Source organism: Candidatus Saccharibacteria bacterium oral taxon 488, from assembly GCA_010202115.1.
GTDB lineage: Bacteria > Patescibacteriota > Saccharimonadia > Saccharimonadales > Saccharimonadaceae > Nanosynbacter.
In genome coordinates this window covers 728688-750954 of record CP047917.1, presented here as the reverse complement: position 1 = coordinate 750954, position 22267 = coordinate 728688, and the positions used below count along the sequence as shown (strand labels likewise).

Sequence of the window (22267 nt, the reverse complement as noted above, 5' to 3'; positions counted from 1 at the left end):
TCATTGACAATAAATGCAGCTAGTTATGCTGCAGCAGAGCAGCAGCGAGTGGTCTGTTTGCTATCTATCGAAGGGCTGTACGCGAAGTTCCGTCTTCCCGTCGACTAATCGCGCTGCGACACTCACTCCAGTAGCACTGTCGTTATATAGATAGTTCCACCGCTCTTTTTCTAGGATGTTTTTTGTTGATGGAGAATAATATAATTTGTCATATTTTGGTGCATCTATCTCTATCAGGCTACCGTCTTTATTGACGGCGATAATAGTTGTGCCAAAGCCTGGCGCGCTATCAATGAGTGAATAGTATATGTGGTTAATTCCGATAACAATGTGGGTAACTGATTCGCAGCCCTTAATTTGGTGAATTGGATGGTCGGCTGGTAGCGGTATGCGGACACCAGAAATGCTGTGTGGCTCTGGGGATACTGTGAGGCTAATGGGATCATCTGGTAGCGTCGCAGGGTCAATATCGCGAATCGGGAATTTTTCTGGATCAAGCCTATTTCTTTCTACGAAATTGAGCACGTGAGAGCAGGTATTTTTCTCAGTACACCAAGAATCAATACCATAATGGTAGCCTGTAACGGTCTCTTGTCCACTCGCTGGATCAATGTCGCCATTTTGTAGTTTAGGAAATTGACCATACCCATTAGTTATATCTTCTATAATATCGTAATCCTCTGGCTTGACATTACGCCACTCCGAGCTTGGGGTTGAATCTGAGTCTGGATATCTGACACTCAGTCTTCTCGTGTGATCAAGTCCAAAAGTATGCGCAGCTTCATGCATAATGACACCAGCCTCAATAGTGTGTGGACTTGTCGTGGTGATAATAAGCTTGCTGTAATGGTAGGCATAGGCGGACCACGGTTGACCTTCGCACGCGTGAGGCGGCAAAATAACGTAACTAACCTAACCGCGTTGTCAAGATAGGGAGCATTTTTGACAACTTCCCGTATTTCTTTGCCAGAAAAGCACGGATTACCCGTCTTCGGGTCGATCGGCGCACTTGGGCATCACCATTGTTACTGGCTCAAGGACGTTACTCTCGGGAACGCTCATGGTCGTGGCTAGGGTTCCAATAGCCTTCTTGAGCTGTTCCTGTGAACGTTGACCCACGTCAGTAACGTGCTCGGTCGTTGTTGAGGGATCGGTGATAATAACTGGCCGGAAATCGGGCAGAGTGAAGGGCCGATGAGGTTCAGCCTGTTGTGCTGTTGCTGTTTCAGTCGGTGTCGCTGCGGCGGTTGCTGATGGATGACTATCTGGACTGCCGGTGGGCATAATCTTCCAGCCTGTACCAATACTCAGGGCTGTACCCATTGCCCAGCCGACAACGCATACTCCCACTCTCATCCACATTGGTGGCTTGGATGTATTTGGGCGATCTATTGTCTCCTCAGTCTCAAACTGGGGTGTAGCTTCTGCGCACCGCCTGTTCATAATGGTACCAATTCTACAATATAATTTATAATTATGCAATAATATGGTACGGATTGTGGACAGACACTCCTCGCCAAGTAATATAATTCATACCAGGAGGTATCATGAATACATGCGCAACGAAGACGAACTGTGAAATCTGTCCACTGCTCGTTGGCCAGACAACAGCCGACAACAATGTCATACTATAAACCGAACGTTGGGTGGCAGTGCTTGACAGAAATCAATGCTATTGAGGTAAGTCATTTATCACCCTGCGTCAGCACAAGGAAACATTGTCGGATCTGGACGAGGTGGATTGGGCGGAGCTGCATCAGGTGATTCGTCAACTCGAGCAGGCGGTCAAAGAAGCGTTTGGTACTGATGTGTGTAACTGGGAGTGCCTGATGAATAATGCAGTGAAGGCTGGTCAGTCGACACATGTGCACTGGCATTTGTACCCGCGCTATCTCGGCGGTGCCACCTTTGCCGGTGAGGAATTTCCTGATCCGAAATGGCCACGACACCTAGAGGATGCGGTACATATGGTGGGTGATGAGACCTTTCGCGAAATTATGCAGGCATTGCGTAGCCGGCTTGCAGGAGATTAGTTCGCTCCGCTGTGGATGATATAATGAATGTATGGCAATTGAGAGAATAGTCGATACCAGTTCGCATAGTGATGACGCCGAGGAGCAGCGGATTGAAGTCAGCCTGCGCCCGCAGAGTTTTAGTGAGTATGTCGGCCAGGAACGATTGAAGCGCAATTTACGCTTGGCAATTGAGGCGGCCAAGAAGCGCGGTGAGCCACTGGATCATGTGCTGCTGTACGGCCCACCAGGGCTGGGCAAGACCACCATGGCGACAGTGATCGCTAATGAGATGGGTACGAACTTGCGTATCACCAGTGGCCCGGCGATTGAAAAGGCGGGTGATCTGGCGTCAATTTTGACGAATTTGGCGGACGGCGATATTTTGTTCATCGATGAGATTCATCGCCTCGGCCGGGCGGTGGAGGAGATTTTATACTCGGCCATGGAAGATTTCAAACTGGACATCGTCATCGGCAAAGGCCCGGCTGCCCGGTCGATTCGGCTGGACTTGCCGCGGTTTACGGTCATCGGCGCGACGACGCGGACGGGTAGCTTGGCAGCGCCGCTGCGCGACCGCTTTGGGCATATTTATCGGCTGGAGTTTTATGAGCCAGAGGACATCGCTAAAATCGTAACGCGGAGTGCGGCCATCTTGGAGTCGTCGATTCGGCATGAAGCAGCGAATTTACTATCGACGCGGGCTCGCTTGACGCCGCGCATCGCTAACCGCCTGCTCAAACGCGTACGCGACTATGCCGACGTCAACGGTGATGGCATAATTGATGTGAAAACCACAACGAGTGCCCTGGAAATGTTGGAAGTGGACGAGCTGGGGCTGGATCCGGCTGACCGTAATTTACTACAATCAATTCTGGAAAATTACGGCGATAATCCGGTGGGTCTGACCACCATTGCCGCCCTGACGGGTGACGAAGCGACGACGATTGAGGATTTTTATGAGCCGTATTTACTGCAAATTGGCTTCATCGAGCGCACGCCGCGCGGCCGTCGGGTGACGCCAAAGGCGAAAAAACACATCAATATGCTATAATAACAGATATGAAAAAGAGAGTTTTGGCGATACATACCCCTGATGACGTTGGAAAAAATATTACGGTGGCTGGCTGGGTGCACTCCCGGCGCGATCACGGCGGGCTGATTTTTATTGATTTACGCGATCATACTGGCTTGGTGCAGCTGGTGATCAATCCTGATAAGCCGGAGGCTTTTAAGTTGGCGGAGAGTCTACGCGATGAGTTTGTGATTCGGGCGCACGGCGTGGTGGCGGAACGCGGCGAAGGCTTGAAAAATCCAAATATTGCCAGCGGCAATGTCGAGATTGTTGTGGAGGAGCTGGAAGTTTTGAACCGCGCTGAAACGTTGCCGATTCAGCCGTTTGCCGAGGATAACCAGGCGAATGAGGATTTGCGTTTCAAGTACCGCTACCTCGATCTGCGCCGTCCAAAGATGCAAGAGATGCTGCAAAAACGCGCCGAGATGTATCGCCGGATTCATCAGTACATGGACGAGCGCCAATTCATCGAAATTCAAACGCCGATTTTGGCAAATTCCAGCCCAGAGGGCGCGCGCGATTTTCTGATTCCCAGCCGCTTGCAGGAAGGCAAGTTTTACGCTTTGCCGCAGGCGCCGCAGCAATTCAAGCAGCTGTTGATGGTTGGCGGCGTGCCGCGCTACTACCAGTTGGCGGCGTGTTTCCGCGATGAAGATCCACGAGCTGATCGACTGTACGGCGAGTTTTACCAGCTGGATTTGGAGATGAGTTTTGTTGAAAGCGGCGAGGAAGTTCGTCGGGAAGTTGAGCCGCTGATGCGACAGCTCGCGATCGATTTTGCGGGCAAGAAGTTGCTGGATTTGAGTGGCCTCGCGGTCGGTGACGGCAGTCCAATTCCGCGTATTTCGTACCGCGACGCCATGGAGACCTACGGCTCGGACAAGCCAGACTTGCGTTTTGGCATGGAGCTGATTGAGCTGACCGATGTGTTCGCCAGCACCGAATTTGGCGTGTTTAAAAACGCTGAGTGTATCAAGGCGATCTGCGTCAAAAATGGCACTAGCCTCAGCCGCAAGCAAATTGATCAATTCACTGACATTGCCAAAAGTGAAGGGGCGGGCGGCTTGGCCTACATCAAGTACGTGACAATCAAAAATGCAGACGAGGCGCAGGGTTATACGATCCCGGTTGTTGGTAGTAACTTTTATGGCTATGATGCGATTTCGCCAGTGGCAAAATACTTGTCGGACGAAGAACATAGATTACTTATAGAGAAGATGAATCCTGAGGATGGTGATGTTATATTCTTCGGTGCCGACACTCGCCCAGTTGTCAACGCTGTGCTTGGTCGCTTGCGAAACGAATTTGCTACTCATTTCAACCTTAAAGACCCGAGCGTGGTGGCCTTTGCCTGGATCATCGATTTTCCGTTCTATGAATGGGATGACCGCGGCAAGAAGCTTGACTTTGGCCACAATCCATTTAGTATGCCAAAAGGCGGTTTGCAAGCCTTGGAAGCTGCTGCCACTGATGCTGATAAATTGGCAATTGTCGCCGACCAATTCGACATGGTGATGAACGGTTACGAAATTTGTTCTGGCGGCGTGCGCAACCACAACCCAGCGGTGCTGTACAAAGTATTTGACTTGCTGGGCTTTAGCGAATCCTACGTCGAAGAAAAATTTGGCGCCATGCTGGGCGCCTTCAAATACGGCGCACCGCCGCACGCCGGCTGTGCCTTTGGTGTGGATCGCATCCTTATGGAATTAATCGATGAAACTAATGTTCGCGAAACCCTGGCCTTTCCAAAGAACGGCTCGGGCGTTGATGTGATGATGGACTCGCCGTCAATGGTTGATTCAGCACAATTGCGAGAATTAGGGCTGTAGAATCTACTCAAAAGTAGCTAGCAGAGTGCTCAATTACGGTAATGTAGCTGGGGGCGTAGCTGTGTTAGCGTAGCTGTGTTATCTTACTTTTTAATATCGCTTCTATTGCATCAAGTTCAGACTTTTTCTTTCGTACCATCGCAATCTTTTTGCGCAATATATCGATAGCTGTATCCGGTGTAATCTGTCCGTCATTCCATTCCTTGATGTATTGCTTAATCTCCATCAGTGTAAATCCCGCCGACTTGGCGAGGCGTATTTCCGTGAGGTATTCGAGCGCACTCTCGTCGTAGTCTGAATAACTGCGGCTTCCAGCGGGACGTTGTGTTACCGGTAAAATACCGATTTTTGTATAGTAACGAATGGTGTCGATAGAAACACCAGATTTCTCGGAAAGTTGATGAATTAGCATGGTAAAACCTCCCTCGTTATGGCCTATTGACTATGGAGTATACTCCATAGATTATACTACTATTTATGAGTAGAAAAAAGTATAATTCAAATCATAAAGTAGTGTTAATTACTGGAGCGTCCAGCGGTATCGGAAGAGCGACCGCCGAGCTGCTTTTGCAGAAAGGTTACATAGTGTACGGACTTGCTCGAAATAGTGAGGCGCTTCAAAAAATTAAAGGCCTTCGGCTAATACCGGGTGATATGAAAGATGAAAAATCACTTGAGTCTGCGGTAAAAAAGATTTGTGATGAGCAGGGAAGAATAGATGTACTTATTAATAATGCCGGCTATGGATTACTGGGGGCGGTAGAGGATATTCCAATTGAACAGGCCCGCAGGCAGTTTGAGGTGAATGTATTCGGGCTGGCTAGACTGACGCAGCTTGTGCTGCCTAGTATGAGAGAAGCGGGCTCGGGCTTGATTATTAATATGTCATCGGTTGGAGGTAGAGTGTATTTTCCGCTCGGTGCCTGGTATCATGCTTCAAAGCACGCTATTGAGGGGTTTTCCGATAGCTTGCGGCTAGAGCTGCAGGAATACAACATCAAGCTTGTGGTAATTGAGCCTGGCTTGATCGCTACAAATTTCTACAAATTAGCTGAAGAGCCGCTTACTCGTTATTCGTCAAACGGTGCCTATAGCGGCGTAGCAAAGGCAATATCGCACAACCTATCTCAGTCATACAGGACTATGTCACCGCCTAGCGTGGTCGCGCACAAAGTGGCGACAATTATCGAGAGTAAGCACCCACGACGTCGGTATCTTGTTGGTAAATTAGCGAGAGTTCTCTTCTACACACGGTACCTCTTGGGCGATGGCGTCTTTGAACAAATAGCTAAAAAACAGACGAGGCAGTCGAAGTGATTTGCTGGCTATAGCTCGTGTCTGATATGCTATAAATGGACGTTATAAACGATAATGTCCATCCAAAAAGCAATATAACGAAGGGGGCAAAGATGCTTTGGATGTGGTAATGACAGCGATGCGACTATCGGTGATTGTTGAGGTTTGAGGCTAGTTATCGGTTAATCACCAGTGGTCGTACTAAGCTTTAGGGCGGTCAATTACACGTTAGCCACGCTTTCGGTATTGACCGCATCTTGGTACGATTAAGTTTTGATATATAATGTATGATCGACACGAAGTTAGTGTAAAAGTAGCGCTGTATAGTAGTGATGGTGAGTGTGCGCTAATGATGTATTATCCACGCGATGATGGCTTTGGCTTGCCGGGCGGGCATATTGACGCTGGTGAAACGCCTGACGTGGCATTGAGGCGAGAGCTGCGCGAGGAGCTGGGTATCACAATCGATGCGACTCCAGCTGATTTTTATGTGCGCGATCCGCAGGGCAGTACCGTCAAAGACCATAAAATTATTCTTGGCTACACGGCCACGGTTGACGGTAACATTAAACTACCGGACCGAGCGTGTGATGGCGGTGAGGAACGACCAGTCTGGTTGACGCGGACAGAAGTTGAAGCTACTGACAAGCTTGCGTCGGGTTATCGGGATTTTTTGCTGAAGTGGTGGCCTCGAGGCTACAGCTGAACACCTAGCCACGCTGCCAATATATCGCCCGCAAAGTACGCCAGTCCAGCGGCGACTGCGCCGAGGAGCAGGGTGATGATTGCTTCTCGCCATGGTGACTGCTTGCCGACTTTACCCTTGGTAAAGCCAATTGCTAGGAACGTGACCGCCGTCAGTGCGGAGCTGACGTGAAATAGGGTGGTGCCTGGTGCTTTTGAGCTTGCAATGACGTCGACCAGGTAGGGCAATACCGGTACGCTACCGACTACGACGAAGGCTAAAAAGGTAACCGCACCAATAATTTTTGGAGAGGCTCGCTTTTGAGTATCGCGGGCTGATTCTTCGTGTTCAGCGCTGGCTGCCAGGTAAGCGCTGGAACCCATTGAAAATCCGTCAGCAATTAAATTTGCAATACCCAAAATGAGGATAACTGCGCTGGAAATTCCTGCTCCAGCCGATGCTGCCACGACGGCAAAGGTTGTGACTGTGCCGTCAACTGCACCGTACACAAATTCTGAAATGTATCGTCTAAAAAATATTTTCATAGCCATACCAGTGTACCATACATGGTGCGATAAACAGAATAATTATTCAATATTGCGTACCTGGACATCCTGCCAGTCGCTGTTATGGCGTAGTTCTGCGTCGGCACCAGCAAAGACCATCTTCGCCTTGGCATCATCTGCCAGTGTCCATAGGAACCAGGCGGTCATATATGCATCACCGTATTCTAGCACATCTTTATGACCAACTGACTTACGCCGTGCAATGACTCCTGGCTTGCCCCCTTGTAATGCATCAAAATTATGCTTCAAGTCATCGAGCGGACTGATGGCAATACTATCGCTAGCGCCAGTTCCTGCCATCATGAACACCGCTGTATTGAGGCGTGAGACGTCATAGGTCCATTGATTATTATTAGCAGTGCCACGACTCACGGCGCTAGCGGTGTAAAGCGAAGAATACTTATTGCTATTACTATACTTAGTAGCGGCATTGATCGCTCCTGCGCCACCTTGCGAATGTCCAGCGATCCCAATTTTATTAGTGTTGATTAGCCCGCGCACTGGACTCTCTTGGGTTGTGTTGTACTGCAGAGCGGCATCAAGCGTAGCTGCGGTCGATGCACCAGTACCAGCCCAGCCATCCTCATTGCCGATTACGACGAAGCCCCAGCTGGCGAGGTGCTCGAGAATCGGTGTATAGGTGCTAGCTGGTGTTGCTGTGCCATTTACCATTACAACTAGTGGAAAAGTTTGGTTAGACTTCTGGCGCTCAGGGTAATAGAGACGATAGGCCTTAGAACCATCGGTATTATTTTGAATGTAGTGCGCTACTTTGTAGGGTCCGGTCTTGGTGTAATGTTGTTCGAGGTTGCCACTAGGGCTAAGCTTATCAGCGTAGCCAGTCGCTACACCATCATCTCCGGTAATACTTTGATTGAGATATTGCATGACTAACAGTAGAATCCCAAGGCAGATAATAAGAATGATAGTGATAATTCCGAAAACCTTGAATATTTTTCTCACAATTGCCCTTTCGCTAGGTAAATTATTATAAACAAGGCTTATTATACATCAAGTGTATAGTCACAGCAAACTAGCTATACACTTGGTGTATGTAAGGATAGCAATTCAATCAGGCTGTCGTTCGGACCGATTATGCAATGATAACTAGTTCGAAATTAGGTATACTGGGGAGAATGAATGATAAAGACTCTCGCTTTCAGGCGCTGATCCACCAAAAAGGCCGCGAACTGTACCGGCCGATGCCGTGGCGTGATCAGCCGACCTTGTACTATGTGCTGGTGAGTGAGCTAATGCTGCAGCAAACCCAGGTCGCTCGCGTCTTGACGAAGTTCGGAGAGTTTACTGCGAAATTTCCAGATATTGAGTCACTGGCAGCGGCCGAGCTGACCGAGGTGCTCCGCGCGTGGCAGGGGCTGGGCTATAACCGCCGCGCTCAGTATCTTCACCGGGCGTCACAAGCCATTGTCGCTGGTGCCCCGGTGGCCACGCTAGATGACCTCGTTGAGTTACCAGGCATCGGCATCAATACCGCTGGCGCCATCATGAACTATGCTTATCAAGTGCCAACACCGTTCATTGAGACCAATATTCGTACCGTCTATCTCAATCATTTCTTTGCGGGCCAGACGGCAGTTGCGGATCGTGACATATTGACTGTTGTTGAGCAGACGATGGACCAGGCAAATCCGCGTCAGTGGTTTTGGGCGCTGATGGACTATGGTAGTGAGCTCAAATCTCAGGGAAAGGGCAAATTATCCGCCAGTCGTCATTACACCAAGCAATCACAATTCACCGGTAGTCTCCGCCAGATGCGGGGCGAGATTTTGCGTCGATATGTTGCCGGGCAGCCGCTCGCTGGAATTACCGCTGAGTTGCAGGACGATCCACGATTTGCGGCGGCACTGGATGGTCTGCAACGGGACGGTCTCATTGCTGTAAAGTGACAGAATAGAGCGCTAAGCTATTGACATTTCAAACTGCCTATGCTATCATAGCCACAGTCAATACGACAAACATAAACAGTAACAAAGGAAGGGTATGGAAGACATGCAAACAGTTATTATACTGATGACCGTAGTGATCATTATTCACTCGGTGACGATTATTGTCTTGTTCGGTGTAATAATTTCACTGCTGACGAAGCTCAAGCGCCTCGTCAACCAGGCTGAAGCGGCGGTGTCTAACATCGCGCAAGCAACTGAGTGGCTGTCTCCAGTAAAGTTATTTACTGAAGTCGTGCAACTCTTTCGCAAAAAATAATTATCTGTTCCATATATCAATTTAATAAAAACAAACAAGGAGATATATATGAAAAAAGTATTAACAGTTCTCGGCGCGGCAGCGGCTGGTTTCGCGGCTGGTATTTTGACCGCACCAAAAAGCGGCAAAGAAACTCGCGCTGACATCAAGAAAAAAGCTGGTGAGCTAAAAACTGCCACTGTCAAAACTGCCAAAAAAGCCCAGGCTGCCGCCAAAGATAGCGCTGAAGCAGTCAAGGTCGGCGCTCAAAAAGTTGGCGATGTCGTTACTGGAACCGCTCGTACGGTCAAGGCCGACACCGAGAAACATTTCAAGAAGTCGTAGTAGCAGTTTGACCTAAACGCAAAAACGCGAGATAATAAAAAAGATGAAACATCTTCGTAGTCTCGCGTTTTTTGTGTGCAGTATTGGCTTGGCTGGCGCAACGGTGTGGTCAAGCCTTGCCGTGGCACAGACTGCACCAAGTTCGCCGCCGCTCCATCTGATCCGCAGCCAGTGTCAGTCTATTCGTTCGACATTACAGCGGATTCAGCATAACGACGCCTTGCTGCGGGTTAACGCCGGCCAAGCATACAACACAATCTCGACTAATCTCATCGCCAAACTAAATAGCCGTTTGGCATTGGCGCAGGTTGACAGCTCGCGAATGGTGATGATCGCTCGCGACTACGAAGAGGCGCGCAAGGCGTTTGCTCAGCAATACAATGAGTATGAGTCCAATTTGACGGCGCTGGTCAGGACAGATTGTACCGACAAACCGGGCGAGTTTTATGCACAGCTGATCAAGACGCGCGACGCACGTCGACAGGTTAGTGAATCGGTGACGACGATGAGCAAACTGGCGGCGGATTACCGCGTGGCGGTGGAGCAGCTCAAGGTGAAGCTTTCGGGCGGAGGTGGTCGTGGATAAGCTCAAGCAACTTAGTTGCCGGTTGACCAAGCTGGCTATGCAACACAAATTACTGACGATGGTAATTAGCGTAATTGTGGTGTCGATTGTGCTCGTTGGTATCTCGATGCACTTATACTATTCGTCAGATGCCTTCCGAGTGGATTTAAGCCGACCGGATTATGTGCCGTATCGGGCGCAGATTGATAACTCCAACGATCATAATCGGGATATGTTTGAAGCACAGGGCGAAGTTACGGGCAAGGTATTGAATGATTTCCTGCAAAAATACAAGCAAGAAGAAAAAAAGGCCGACGGTGCGCGGGCGTTTGCTAGCAATGTGTTGAGTGATGATCAGCTGGGCGTCAATGGTAGCGGTAATGGCACGGGTGGTGCGACGACACAGGGTCAAGACGGTTCGTCAGAGTGAGTTATGATTACTTTTTATGCGTTATCGCCGTTGGGATAACAGCTAGCTCGATTTCTTGTTTTTCAAATTCTTTGAGGAGCCGGCGGCGCATCTCTGAGGTAACCGCCCATTGATCTGATGGCTGGACCTTACCAGCAACGATCAATTCGACCGAGCGGCCGGTGATATCGCCGACGGAGACAAATTTTGGCGGTTCAATAATTTTCTTGTCCCAAGACTTTTCCTTGCTCAGTTGCTGACCGGTCTCGTTGATGATATCAGCGGCATGGCTGATGTCGGTACTTGGATCGAGCTGCAAGGTAAAGCGCGACATGCTATACCCCATCGTTTTGTTGATGACATGCTGGATGGTACCATTTGGTAAGTAGTGCACATTACCGTCAGCATCGCGGAGCACGGTTGACCTGGTACCGACGCGCTCGACAGTGCCGCTCGCACCCATGACGTCAACGATGTCGCCGACGCGATATTGATTTTCAGCGATGATAAAGATGCCAGCCAGAAAATCTTTGACAAGTGACTGTGCACCGAATCCGAGTGCCACACCAATGATGCCGGCGCTGGCAAACAGTGGTGACAAGTCAAAGTAGAATAACTTGCTGGCGACCATGGCGGCGATATAGGCAATGATGGTGATACGCCAAAAACTACGAATCAGCTGCGTCAGCGTATTTTCGCGCTTTTCGATATCTTTGCGGTGCCACGAGCGGTGCTTGGCAGTGGAATGGATGGCGTAACGGATCGTCCAGGTGATAAACATGCGGCCAAAATAATAAACGATAACCGCACCGATGACGATGCTGACTGTCTCAACCATCCGCTCGCTCACCAGCCAGCCCAGTCCGTGCTCAATCATCCACTCGTCAACGCGCGACGAATTTAACAGTTGTTTGATAAGCGTATCCATCATGAGTTTAGTATAATGAAAAGTATGAGTTTTGTCGATCCAAATCAATTTGTCATTACCCGGCGACGCAAGAAGTATAAATTTGCATTATTTAACAATTCGCCGCTTTGTTTTGAGTATGATGAGTGGACGCCGCGGCCGATTGACGTACTGGAGATTGGTGCTGGAACGGGACTGTTTAGCGTCGAACTAGCGACGCGCCATCCCGAGCAGCGGTTTTTGGCGGTTGACGTCAAGGCCGATCGATTGCAAAAAGGGGCACGCGCGGCCGAGCGGTGCGGCCTCACGAACATCTGGTTTGTGCGGGCACGAGCAGATCAGCTGGGTGAGCTGTGTGAAGCTGGATCGCTTAGCCAGTTGTGGATCACCTTTCCCGATCCGTTTCCACGCCAGCGCTCCAGCGGCAGGCGCTTAACACACCCACATTTTTTAACGCAGTATGCAAAGTTGCTTGATGAGGGCGGTGAGCTACTGCTCAAGCATGATGATCACGACTTTTTCTGCTGGGGCTTGGAGCAGCTGGTGGTGGCTGGCTGGCAGCTTCGGGGGCTAACGTTTGATCTGCACGAATCGGAGCGATTTGACGAGGAGAGCGATGCCCGGATCATGACAACCTACGAACAGCGCTGGGTTGGCGAGGGGAAAGCGATTGGGTTTGTGGGAGCAGGGAAATCTATTAACCGAGCTTCATAAAACCATGTTGCTTTGAGGCAAGGGAACGGTTTTTATATCGCTTATCTTCACTGACGTCATCACCAAACCACTTTGGTGGTGTGAAGGCATTCGCACGAACCGATGCCTCCGTTTCGCGACCGCTGAATTCAATCTCTGCCGTGACTAGTCCCGATAAGTGTCCCGCATACACATCAAGCTCAATCGTGTGCTGGTTATTGTTACTGTCAGTGAAGGGTATGTAGTATCTAGTTTTTTCAACGCGATTGCCTTCGGTCTGTGGCCAGAGTGCCTTGAACATCTCGCCAGTTATCTTAATGTTTTGCTCGCCGCGGACAACTGTACCGGCAGTCTTGACAGTTAGCTCAAACCGCTCACCATCACCGAAGCTACGAATACGTGTTTCGGATCCATCACCACTAACTGCTAAATATCCTTGCTTAAGATCAGCATGAGGATAGTTTTCTAGACCATCAGGAAGATTATCTGGGTCGATGAGCCACTTTCTTTCAACTTCTTTCAGTTGGTTTGGTCGTTCCGGTATATGAGTTTCTTTTTGTCTTTGACGTTCTTGCTCATACTTATTTTCAAAAAGATAGGCAAGGACGGCGTAGAGTTGTTCAAGCTCAGGGAATTCGTTATGGAACATGTCTCGCCATTTAATGGCTAGCTTATCATGGGAGCTACGAAGCTCGTCAATACTTGCGACGCCGAAGTCTTCTTCGACAACTCGAGTACCCTGACCGGTGATGTCAACGACAGCCGGAAGAAGTTTGTCAACGAGGCGGACAAAACGAGCCTCTGGTGTATCCTGCCTCTCATATGACGCTAACGCTTCGGCTTCAAGTAGCGGTAGTTCCTTTAGTAATTTTTTCAAGGCTATCTGTTCGCGACGTTCTTTCTCGGCTTGTTCATCTGGTGACAGGTTAAATGTTGCGACATCACCGACCTCAATCTCTATCATGTCGTGAACAAGGCTGTAGTGGCGGATACGATCTATATCAAGATTAGGGTAGAGTATTCGTGCTAGATTTGGAGCTAATGTCGCCAGTAGAAAACTGTGTTCTACATCTGTTTCACGATCTCCGTTTTTTCGTCGAGGTATGCGGTCAACGCCTGAAAAGTTATCCACCAAGCAAGAGGATTCAATTGCCAGACTTGACATTTTCAGCAGCAGTGACCATCGCTCCCTATCATATAGAAGTGTGTCGAGAGCCTGACTATTTGATGACTCTATTGATGGATATTTTTCTTGGCGTAGTGCCTCTAGCAATTCCACAGGTTTGATATTATCCACCCTAGCTTGAGTTTGTATTACTTCGCTAGCCATATTTCCTCCTTGATAATAATAGGCATTATAGCACTCATTAATTGTATTTACTTGCCAAGCATAATTCTAGCAAGTATAATTTGACTCAACTATGATTGACCAATTTATCCCCAAACATCACATCCAGAAGCATATCCTTGGCGTGTTAATGCATATGAAATATGCGCGATTTCGGGATATGCGGCTGCCAAAAGTCGATACTAATCTCTATACCTACCACTTAAATCTATTGAAGAAGCGGGGATTTGTCATCAAGACGGATGATGGATACTGTCTGGGGCGGGAAGGGCTATCGTATGTCGATAGAGTTAGTATTAAATCACTCAAAATTCGTACCCAGCCGAAAATTATTACCATGATTGTCATCCAGAATGCTAATGGCGATGTGCTACTCCAGCGACGCACTAAGCAGCCACATATCGACACCTGGACGCTGCCATATGGCAAGCTACACATTGATGACGAGTCGGTCTTGGCCGCTGCTCAGCGGGAGGCACGCGAGAAATTGGCGGTGGATAAGCTACCGCTGACACACGCAGGTGATTGCTATATTCGCGTCCTGATTGAGGGGGAGATATTATCATCGACATTGGCGCACGTATTTTATGGTGAGACCGATGAAGTTGTGGCGGGCGAAGAACTCGTGTGGGCTCGTCCGCATCGATTGGCGGATTATGACTTAGCACCAGCGGTTGAACAAATCGTGGCGCGGACGTTCTTTCACGACCCGTTCTTTTTTGAGGAATTTGTGGCAGAATTAAATGAGGTAATTGAAAGGAGAAATATATGACAATTGATGAGTACGCCAAGAAAGCCATTGCGACGCTGATTGGTACGCATGAATATGGGGACGTTGACGCGCGGCTGATGGCGCAGGTGCTTGGTCTGGTCGGCGAGTCAGGCGAGGTAGCTGAAAAGTTCAAAAAGCTGGTTCGTGACAAGCGGGGAATACTGACAGACGATAACCGCACAGAAATTCTCAAAGAATTAGGTGACGTGTTGTGGTATGTCAATGCGGTGGCGCACCTGCTCGATTCTAGCCTCGAGGAAGTTGCCCAGATGAACAACCAAAAGCTTGCCAGCCGCCAAACCCGCCAGCAGCTGCACGGGCAGGGCGATAATCGCTGACATTTTTCATTGAACTCCCATACAATATGCGCTATACTCAAGCATAAGGGTAATTATGCGCATTTCTGACAGTAGTATTGAGAAGATTTTGCGCCAGGGTGAGGTAATTTCTGAGTCACAGCTGGCTGAGTTAAAGATGGAGGCGGAGCGCACGCACCATTCATTGCAGACGATTATCTTGGAGCGTAAGGTACTGAGCGAGGTACAGCTTGGGCAAAAGATTGGTGAATACATTAATGTGCCATTTGTGACCATTGAGCCAAAGGATATCCCTGACGATGTCCTCAAGCGTATCCCCGAACACATCGCTCGCCAGTACAATGTCGTATTGTTTGCGGTTGATGATAACGGCGTCTTGAGTTTGGCGATGGAAGATCCGGATGATGTGCAGGCGCTGAACTTCATCCAGAAAGAGATTGGCTACAACATCAAGGTGTTCCTGGCGACAAAAAATAACATTCTTGACTGCCTGGAGAATTATCGCGGTAATATCACTGATGAGCTGGATGAGGTGGTGTCAATCCAGAGCGGTGCTGAATCAGATTCACAAAACGTCTCTGAGGAGGAGATTTCCGAGAATTCGCCGATCGCCCAGACGGTTAACTTGCTGCTGGAATATGCTATCAAATCGGGCGCCTCGGACATCCACATTGAGCCGCGCGAGGATTTCGTCCAGGTGCGTTACCGAATTGATGGTGTGCTCAAGGAAGTGAATAAATTGCCGCGCAATGTTCAGGGTGCACTGGTTAGTCGTATTAAGATTTTGTCAAATTTGAAAATTGATGAACGCCGCGTGCCGCAAGATGGTCGCTTCAAGATCAAGGTCTCGGGTAAGCAATACGCGCTGCGTGTGTCGACGCTGCCGATCGCTGATGGCGAGAAAATCGTCATGCGTATTTTGGACGAATCCAACCAGGCGGTCGCCCTGGATAGCCTCGGCTATTGGGGGTTGTCACTGAGTACACTCAAGGACGCTATGGCACAACCAAATGGTATGATCTTGGTGACCGGGCCAACTGGTTCGGGAAAATCAACCTCCCTGTTTAGCGTGCTGTCAGAACTCAACACTCCTGATGTTAATATTTCAACCATCGAAGACCCAGTCGAATATAAAATCCCTGGTGTCAACCAAACCCAGACTAATGCCAAAGCCGGCATGACCTTTGCTTCAGGGCTGCGCGCACTACTCCGTCAAGACCCAAACATCATCATGGTTGGAGAGATCCGTGACGGCGAAACCGCCAACTTAGGCGTGCAGGCAGCGCTGACTGGACACTTAGTGTTCTCGACCCTGCACACCAACAACGCCGCAACTTGTTTGCCGCGTCTCCTTGATATGGGAATTGAGCCGTTCTTGATCGCCTCGACGGTCAAGGCAGTGATTGGTCAGCGCTTGGTGCGGCGGCTATGCATGCACTGTCGTCAGCAGTATGTGCCGGATGCCGAGGAGCTAGCCTATATCGTCCAGATGTTTAATCTCAAGCAGGGCTCGATGCAGCGATTACATGCGCTAGAGCAGCAGGCGGCGGCTGATAAGATTGGCGGTAGTACGCCACTCGGTTCAACTGACGTAACGATTCAGTACTTGTGGCGACCAAATCCTGAGGGCTGCGATGAGTGCGGCCATAATGGCTTCAAGGGGCGTGTTGGTATCTACGAAGTCCTCGGTATTTCGATTCCAATCCAAAAGATGATCACCGCTAATGCTACTAGTAATGAGATCCAGCAGCAGGCGATTACCGAAGGAATGGTGACAATGCAGACAGATGGTTTCATTAAATCGCTGCGCGGCGTGACAACGCTAGAGGAAGTTTTGAGAGCAACAAGGGAGCAATAAATGACAAAATTTAAATACATAGCAACTAAAAATAATAATCAGCCGATTAATGGCGAGCTAGAAGCTAGTAGTCGCGCCAGTGCCATCCAGCTCATTCAAGCCCAGGGTATGAAGCTCGTTGACCTCAAGGAAGCGGGTGATGAGAAGAAGGGCTTTCGCCTTGGGGGTGGTAAGAAGTCAGTACCAACTGAGGAGCTGGTTGGTTTTACCAGGCAGCTCAGTACCATGGTGTCTGCTGGTGTGCCGATCCTCAGGTCGCTCAACTCGATGGCTCAGCACGCTGAGAGTCCGCATTTTCGTGAGATTTTGAACGCAGTGTCCAAGGAAATTGAGAGCGGTACCTCGTTCGCCGATGCACTGAGCAAGCACCCTGAGGCATTCAGTGATGTGTATGTGAACATGGTGCGAGCTGGTGAAACGGGCGGTATTTTGGACGATATTTTGAAGCGTCTGGCTCTGCAGCAGGAAAAGAACTCATCAATGAAAAAGAAGATCAAGAGCGCCATGACCTATCCGACGGTGCTGATCGTCATCACTATCGGGGCGTTCTTTGGCTTGATGATTTTTGTCTTGCCGATGATTGGTAAGACGATTAAGGACCTGGCGGGCGAAGATGCGGAATTGCCAGCATTGACCCAGGTATTGATGAGCATCAGCCAATTTATGGTAAGTTTTTGGTATATTATTTTCCCATTATTATTTGGCGGTGTGTATGTGCTGCTTCGCTATATTAAGTCGCCAAAAGGCAAGATTAAGTTCCATCATTTTATCCTAAAAGCACCAATCATCAGCAAGATTATTCGCAAGGTAGCGGTAGCACGATTTACCCGTACTTTCTCGGCGCTGATTGGCGCGGGTGTGTCGGTGCTGGAGGCGTTAGAGGTGACGGCTCGGGCAGTTGGTAATACGGTGTATCAAGATTCGCTGCTTGACGCTGCCAAGCGCATTAAGAATGGCGAGGTTTTGTCGCGGATTATCAATGAGCGCGAAGACCTCTATCCACCAATCGTTGGCCAGATGCTGGCGGTGGGTGAAGAGACGGGCCAGACGGATAAGGTGCTGGTCAAGGTGGCGGATTTTTATGAGGAAGAGGTCGATGCGGCGATTAGCGGCTTGAGTTCGACGATTGAGCCGGTGATGATCGTCTTTATGGGTGGTATGGTCGGCTTGATCGCGGCGGCGGTGATGATGCCGATTACTGGATTAGCAAATCAAATTAAGGGATAGTTGGTTTTTCAAAATGCTTATGCTATACTTAACAAAAAGAAAAGATGTGGGCAAACGATAGTGGCAAATATTTTCTACAAGTCAAAGCCGATCATCGGGCTTGATATTAACAAGGCCGGCGTTCGGGTAATGTCAGTCGATATGGCACGGATGACGGTGCATGGATACGGCGCGATTGAGCTGGATCCGGCGAAGGACGAGAGCGATGACCGGGCAGAGTATCTCTGCGGCAAGATCAATCAAATGTTTGAAAAGAATATTGTCGGACGGCTTGGCAGTAACCGCGTGGTGCTGGGATTGCCAACGACCAAGACATATGCGCGCACCTTTGCGCTGCCGATCAAGCAGGAGAATAAGATTGAAGAGGCGGTGAATCTCGAGGTCGAGCAGTATGTGCCGATGCCGCTTGATTCGCTCTACGTCGATCATCAGATTATCAAGCGCGGCAAAGAGAATTTATCGGTATTGATGTGCGCAGTGCCACAAAAGATTGTTGACGAGCAGCTGGCAATTGTTGAATCGTGCGGTATTGAGGTGGCGATGATTGAGCCAAGTATCAATGCGGTGGCGCGACTGCTTGAGCGAACCAAAGAGGGGGCGCTGCCAACGGTTATTGTCGATATTGGTCCAGCAACAACTGACATTGCTATTCTTGATGCAGCAATTCGCGTGACCGGTGGTCTAAACATTGGTGGCAATACATTGACGCTTGACATCGCGAAAAAATTGAACGTACCACTTGAGACGGCGCACCAATTCAAGGTGCTTAATGGCCTTAATACCGGCCCTCGCCAGGAAAAAATTACTGAGGCATTACGGCCAAGTTTGCAGCGCATCATTGGTGAAATTCAGAAAGTTATTCGCTACTACACCGATCGCTTCCCGGATGAATCCCGCCTTGAACAGGTACTAATCGTTGGTAGCGGTAGTAGCGTGCCGGGGCTTGGTGAGTACTTTACGGGCGAGCTGACCCTGCCAGCACGAGTGGCTAGTCCGTGGCAGTCGCTGAACTTTAATAATTTAGCACCGCCGGCCAAACAGCTACGACCGCGGTTTATGACAGCAGCTGGCTTATCACTGGTGCGAGCGGAGGAGATTTGGCATGATTAATCTATTACCGCCGAAAGTTAAACGTGAGATTGTCGCCGGCCGGTCAAATGTAATATTGTGGCGCTACTGCGTGGTGTCGTTAATCCTCGGCTTCTTACTCATCGTGGCGACAGTAGGTATTTATTTGATCATGGAGCATGCAAAAACGACTGCTCAACAGACGATTGAGACGGGTAACCGTCGGGCGCTGCAGTATCAAAAAGTCCAGCAGGATTATGACTCGTTTAGTGCAAACCTCAAGATTGCTAAAGCAATCCTTGATAAAGACGTGCGGTACTCAAAGGTAGCACTCAAGATCGCTCAGGCGATGCCATCGGGAACAATTTTGCAAACGTTAACACTGGATAGCAAGAAGCTCGGCACGCCGATGACTATCAACGCACGCGGTAAAACGTATGGCGATGCACTGCGGCTCAAGGACAGTTTTCAGCAGTCAAACCTCTTTAAGGATGTTAATCTCGCCTCGGCGGTGGCCGAAAAAGAAAACAAGGACGGTTACCCGATCAATATTACAATTAATGTGACGATGGTGCCGGAGGTCGCGAAGCAATGAGTGAGAGAAAACGAGAAAAAATGACACCGGCGGTGACCATGCGGATCGTCTTTGCGCTGTCGCTGGTACTGATCTTGGTCGGCATGGGAGGGATCGTTTATTTCGGCTACACCATGCTGCAGGGTACCGCTGGGGAAGTCTCTAAGATTCAGACTGAGGCAAAAGCGGTTGACGCTAAGGTGCAGAATCTAGCGCGGCTGGAAAAGGAGATGGAGAAATATAAGGATAGTGTTGCCAAGGCTCGGCAGCTAGTAGCAGAAACTCAGCAATATCAATATCAGAATCAGATCATCAATGACCTCACTACTTACGCCAATCAATCAGGCGTTGGCATTGCTGGGTTCACCTTCACATCAGGCTCGGCTGGAGCCAAGTCAAACTCGGGTTCATCAGGAACCTCGGGTACGAATAATAGCTCTGGTTCAAACAGCGCTGCCGGGCCAAAAAGCATGAAAGTGTCGGTCCGCCTCAACGAAAAAACAGATTACATGGCGCTGCTTCGATTTATGCATTTGATTGAGCAGAACTTGACGCGGATGCAGATCGCTAGTGTCAGTATGTCCAAGGCTGAGGGGGTAGGCCAAGTGAGTACGCAAACTCTGGACGTGGAGGTATATGTTCGATGAAAAATTCACCTGATATTTCACAAATTGGTACGCTGGTGTCGCGGTTTTTCCATCGCTACCACGTTATCCTCTATACATTGACGGTGGTGGTTGGTGTGTCGGTGGCAATTTTCCTGCTCTACAGTCTACTCGCCTCGTCGAATCCAAAAGAAGATACCATCCAACAACAGACGACGCGATTTGACCAGAAGACGATTGACCAGATCAACAGTTTCCGCACGCGCGATACCGCCAACGCCAATTTTAGTCTGCCGGCGGGGCGGACGAATCTGTTTGCCGAATAGCGTGGATATCGCTATAATGTGAGAAGTATGCTAATTTCTGCTGAACGATTTGATAACGCACCGGTGATGAGCCTGCAGACTGGCTCGGAACTGGCACGGACATCGCGGGCGGTGATCGACCCGCGCAATTTATCGATCGTGGCGTATGAGCTAGAAGGGCCGACGCTTGATCAATCGCCGAGTTTACTGCGGATCGCCGATGTGCGGGAAATTGGGCCGCTGGGTCTGATCATTGATTCGGCGGACGAGCTGATTATGCCGAGCGACGTCCTGAAGATCAAGGAAGTGTATGAGTTTCAGTTCGCACTAGTTGGCAAGCGGGTCATTGATGAAAAAAATCATAAGGTTGGCAAGGTCATCGGCTACACGTTGGAGGCCGGTAATTTTGTCATTCAGCAGCTCCGAGTGCGGCGACCGCTACTCAAGAGTTTTGGCGATACTGAACTGCTGATTCATCGTTCGCAGATCGTTCGTGTGACTGACGAACATATCGTTGTCAAGACGCCAGAGATCCGCCACCAGGAGCCGGTTGTGCAGCCACAGGCAACGTTCGAAAATCCATTCCGAAAGGCGCATCCCGCGGCCGAAGCTGACGGCAGCGATAGCAAATGAACCAAATTATCGCCAGTACCGCAGCGATGCAGCGGCTGGGTCAAGTGATTGGGTGCAGCCTGAAGGGTGGTGAGGTGATTGAGCTGGTCGGGGACATCGGTGCTGGCAAGACGACGCTAACGAAAGGTATTGCCGAGGGGCTCGACATTACTGAACCGGTGCAAAGCCCAACATTTACTATTTCCCGTGTGTACCAGTCGCCGGGCGGCTTGACGCTGGCTCACTATGATTTTTATCGATTGGGTGAGGCGGGTATCATGGCGGAAGAAATTCATGAGGTAACCATGCAACCACAGACCGTAACAGTGGTTGAGTGGGCGGATGCCGTCGAGCAGGTGCTGCCGGCCGATCGACTGACAGTGAGGATTCTAGCAATTGACGAACAGTCGCGGCGTGTCACGTTGAGTGCTGGCGGGCCGACGAGCCAGGCACTCCTCGCGGCAATTAGTGCGGCGGACGAGGAGTCGGCATGATTATTCTGCTCGATACATCAACGATGACGTGCCGTTTAACGATTATTCAGGGTGATACCTGGCGAGAGGTGGCTTGGGAAGCGGGTCGTGGTTTGGCCCGAGGGCTGCTACGATTTTTGGATGAGCAGACCGGCGGCATTCACCACATCAGTGGTATCGGCATCATGCGTGGGCCGGGTAGCTTTACGGGACTGAGGATTGGCTGTGCGGTGGCAAACACGTTGGCGGAGGAACTCGGCATTCCGATCGTTGGCAGTAGTGGCGATCACTGGCGAGATGACTGCCTGGAGCGGCTGAAGCGCGCCGAAAACGACACGATTATTCTCCCCGAATATGGCGGCGAGGCTCACGTCACGGCTCCGCGCAAATAGTGGTATTTTCATTCGCAATATCGTACAATAAAAGTAAGGCGGCTTTAGATTAGTGGCTCGGGCCGTTTTATTGCATCAGTTGAATATGGTCGGTCGTTGATACATTTCTCGGGGTGTATACCCGGGGCGACT

The 22267-nt window shown here is 49.7% G+C and carries 29 protein-coding genes; 22 read left to right on the top strand and 7 right to left on the bottom strand.

Annotated elements, in window-relative coordinates:
• Nucleotides 1-60: 60 nt before the first annotated feature.
• The gene (locus GWK74_04080) at nt 61-897 is read right to left on the bottom strand and encodes a hypothetical protein (GenBank protein ID QHU90667.1); all 837 of its coding nucleotides are present in this window, start codon (nt 895-897) and stop codon (nt 61-63) included.
• A gap of 84 nt (nt 898-981) precedes the next feature.
• The gene (locus GWK74_04075) at nt 982-1443 is read right to left on the bottom strand and encodes a hypothetical protein (GenBank protein ID QHU90666.1); all 462 of its coding nucleotides are present in this window, start codon (nt 1441-1443) and stop codon (nt 982-984) included.
• Nucleotides 1444-1718: 275 nt separating this feature from the next.
• Between GWK74_04075 and GWK74_04070 the strand changes: the two genes are divergently transcribed.
• Genes GWK74_04070 through aspS form a run of 3 tightly spaced genes read left to right on the top strand, consistent with a single transcriptional unit; the run spans nt 1719 to nt 4916 of the window.
• Nucleotides 1719-2033 carry an HIT domain-containing protein gene (locus tag GWK74_04070; GenBank protein ID QHU90665.1) on the top strand — a complete coding sequence of 105 codons (315 nt, stop codon included), beginning with the start codon at nt 1719-1721 and terminating at the stop codon, nt 2031-2033.
• Nucleotides 2034-2064: 31 nt separating this feature from the next.
• A complete protein-coding gene (gene ruvB, locus GWK74_04065; GenBank protein QHU90664.1) occupies nt 2065-3066 on the top strand; it encodes a Holliday junction branch migration DNA helicase RuvB in 1002 nt (333 codons plus the stop codon).
• Between the two features lie 8 nt (nt 3067-3074).
• A complete protein-coding gene (gene aspS / locus GWK74_04060; GenBank protein ID QHU90663.1) occupies nt 3075-4916 on the top strand; it encodes an aspartate--tRNA ligase in 1842 nt (613 codons plus the stop codon).
• Nucleotides 4917-4980: 64 nt separating this feature from the next.
• Here the strand turns inward: aspS and GWK74_04055 are convergent, their stop codons facing one another.
• Nucleotides 4981-5328: a MerR family transcriptional regulator gene (locus GWK74_04055; protein ID QHU90662.1), complete on the bottom strand. Its 348-nt coding sequence runs from the start codon at nt 5326-5328 to the stop codon at nt 4981-4983.
• A gap of 65 nt (nt 5329-5393) precedes the next feature.
• On the opposite strand from GWK74_04055, the gene GWK74_04050 reads away from it, so the two are divergent.
• Entirely contained in the window at nt 5394-6233 is an 840-nt protein-coding gene (locus tag GWK74_04050) for an SDR family NAD(P)-dependent oxidoreductase (protein ID QHU90661.1), read from the top strand.
• Between the two features lie 262 nt (nt 6234-6495).
• Nucleotides 6496-6918 (top strand): NUDIX domain-containing protein, encoded by a 423-nt coding sequence (locus GWK74_04045; GenBank protein ID QHU90660.1) that lies wholly within the window; start codon nt 6496-6498, stop codon nt 6916-6918.
• On the opposite strand, the gene GWK74_04040 is transcribed toward GWK74_04045, so the two are convergent.
• Both GWK74_04040 and GWK74_04035 read right to left on the bottom strand, forming a co-directional pair.
• On the bottom strand, nt 6909-7448 hold the full coding sequence (locus GWK74_04040) for a hypothetical protein (GenBank protein ID QHU90659.1): 540 nt from the start codon (nt 7446-7448) through the stop codon (nt 6909-6911). The genes GWK74_04045 and GWK74_04040 overlap by 10 nt on opposite strands.
• A 36-nt stretch (nt 7449-7484) precedes the next feature.
• Entirely contained in the window at nt 7485-8351 is an 867-nt protein-coding gene (locus GWK74_04035; GenBank protein QHU90658.1) for an alpha/beta hydrolase, read from the bottom strand.
• A 248-nt stretch (nt 8352-8599) separates the two neighbouring features.
• Between GWK74_04035 and GWK74_04030 the strand changes: the two genes are divergently transcribed.
• The 5 genes from GWK74_04030 (at nt 8600) to GWK74_04010 (ending at nt 11005) form a co-directional block, all read left to right on the top strand.
• Nucleotides 8600-9370 (top strand): A/G-specific adenine glycosylase, encoded by a 771-nt coding sequence (locus GWK74_04030; protein QHU90657.1) that lies wholly within the window; start codon nt 8600-8602, stop codon nt 9368-9370.
• Between the two features lie 94 nt (nt 9371-9464).
• Nucleotides 9465-9686 (top strand): hypothetical protein, encoded by a 222-nt coding sequence (locus tag GWK74_04025; GenBank protein ID QHU90656.1) that lies wholly within the window; start codon nt 9465-9467, stop codon nt 9684-9686.
• A gap of 48 nt (nt 9687-9734) precedes the next feature.
• Nucleotides 9735-10010: a hypothetical protein gene (locus GWK74_04020; protein ID QHU90655.1), complete on the top strand. Its 276-nt coding sequence runs from the start codon at nt 9735-9737 to the stop codon at nt 10008-10010.
• A gap of 43 nt (nt 10011-10053) precedes the next feature.
• Complete coding sequence (locus tag GWK74_04015; GenBank protein ID QHU90654.1) at nt 10054-10596, top strand: hypothetical protein; 543 nt, start codon at nt 10054-10056, stop codon at nt 10594-10596.
• Entirely contained in the window at nt 10589-11005 is a 417-nt protein-coding gene (locus tag GWK74_04010; GenBank protein ID QHU90653.1) for a hypothetical protein, read from the top strand. The genes GWK74_04015 and GWK74_04010 overlap by 8 nt, the downstream gene beginning before the upstream one ends.
• Before the next feature lie 7 nt (nt 11006-11012).
• On the opposite strand, the gene GWK74_04005 is transcribed toward GWK74_04010, so the two are convergent.
• The gene (locus GWK74_04005; GenBank protein ID QHU90652.1) at nt 11013-11915 is read right to left on the bottom strand and encodes a mechanosensitive ion channel; all 903 of its coding nucleotides are present in this window, start codon (nt 11913-11915) and stop codon (nt 11013-11015) included.
• Between the two features lie 21 nt (nt 11916-11936).
• On the opposite strand from GWK74_04005, the gene trmB reads away from it, so the two are divergent.
• On the top strand, nt 11937-12605 hold the full coding sequence (gene trmB / locus GWK74_04000) for a tRNA (guanosine(46)-N7)-methyltransferase TrmB (protein ID QHU90651.1): 669 nt from the start codon (nt 11937-11939) through the stop codon (nt 12603-12605).
• Here the strand turns inward: trmB and GWK74_03995 are convergent.
• On the bottom strand, nt 12589-13914 hold the full coding sequence (locus GWK74_03995; protein QHU90650.1) for an HD domain-containing protein: 1326 nt from the start codon (nt 13912-13914) through the stop codon (nt 12589-12591). The genes trmB and GWK74_03995 overlap by 17 nt on opposite strands.
• 91 nt (nt 13915-14005) lie before the next feature.
• Here GWK74_03995 and GWK74_03990 point away from each other — a divergent pair, with 91 nt between their 5' ends.
• From GWK74_03990 to GWK74_03940, 11 genes are read left to right on the top strand one after another with little or no spacing between them, the layout of a single operon-like run.
• Nucleotides 14006-14704 carry an NUDIX domain-containing protein gene (locus GWK74_03990; protein ID QHU90649.1) on the top strand — a complete coding sequence of 233 codons (699 nt, stop codon included), beginning with the start codon at nt 14006-14008 and terminating at the stop codon, nt 14702-14704.
• Nucleotides 14701-15042 (top strand): hypothetical protein, encoded by a 342-nt coding sequence (locus GWK74_03985; GenBank protein ID QHU90648.1) that lies wholly within the window; start codon nt 14701-14703, stop codon nt 15040-15042. Before GWK74_03990 ends, GWK74_03985 begins: the two co-directional genes overlap by 4 nt.
• Nucleotides 15043-15097: 55 nt before the next feature.
• Nucleotides 15098-16879, top strand: a complete 1782-nt coding sequence (locus GWK74_03980) for a type II/IV secretion system protein (protein ID QHU90647.1) — start codon at nt 15098-15100, stop codon at nt 16877-16879.
• Entirely contained in the window at nt 16880-18106 is a 1227-nt protein-coding gene (locus GWK74_03975) for a type II secretion system F family protein (GenBank protein QHU90646.1), read from the top strand.
• Between the two features lie 60 nt (nt 18107-18166).
• Nucleotides 18167-19216: a pilus assembly protein PilM gene (locus tag GWK74_03970; protein QHU90645.1), complete on the top strand. Its 1050-nt coding sequence runs from the start codon at nt 18167-18169 to the stop codon at nt 19214-19216.
• Nucleotides 19209-19769, top strand: coding sequence for a hypothetical protein (locus GWK74_03965; protein QHU90644.1), 561 nt, complete (start codon nt 19209-19211; stop codon nt 19767-19769). Before GWK74_03970 ends, GWK74_03965 begins: the two co-directional genes overlap by 8 nt.
• Nucleotides 19766-20395 (top strand): hypothetical protein, encoded by a 630-nt coding sequence (locus GWK74_03960; GenBank protein QHU90643.1) that lies wholly within the window; start codon nt 19766-19768, stop codon nt 20393-20395. Before GWK74_03965 ends, GWK74_03960 begins: the two co-directional genes overlap by 4 nt.
• Complete coding sequence (locus GWK74_03955; GenBank protein ID QHU90642.1) at nt 20392-20679, top strand: hypothetical protein; 288 nt, start codon at nt 20392-20394, stop codon at nt 20677-20679. Before GWK74_03960 ends, GWK74_03955 begins: the two co-directional genes overlap by 4 nt.
• A 27-nt stretch (nt 20680-20706) precedes the next feature.
• Nucleotides 20707-21291 (top strand): hypothetical protein, encoded by a 585-nt coding sequence (locus tag GWK74_03950; GenBank protein ID QHU90641.1) that lies wholly within the window; start codon nt 20707-20709, stop codon nt 21289-21291.
• Complete coding sequence (gene tsaE / locus GWK74_03945; GenBank protein ID QHU90640.1) at nt 21288-21764, top strand: tRNA (adenosine(37)-N6)-threonylcarbamoyltransferase complex ATPase subunit type 1 TsaE; 477 nt, start codon at nt 21288-21290, stop codon at nt 21762-21764. The genes GWK74_03950 and tsaE overlap by 4 nt, the downstream gene beginning before the upstream one ends.
• Entirely contained in the window at nt 21761-22135 is a 375-nt protein-coding gene (locus GWK74_03940) for a hypothetical protein (protein ID QHU90639.1), read from the top strand. The genes tsaE and GWK74_03940 overlap by 4 nt, the downstream gene beginning before the upstream one ends.
• The last annotated feature ends 132 nt before the right edge of the window (nt 22136-22267 follow it).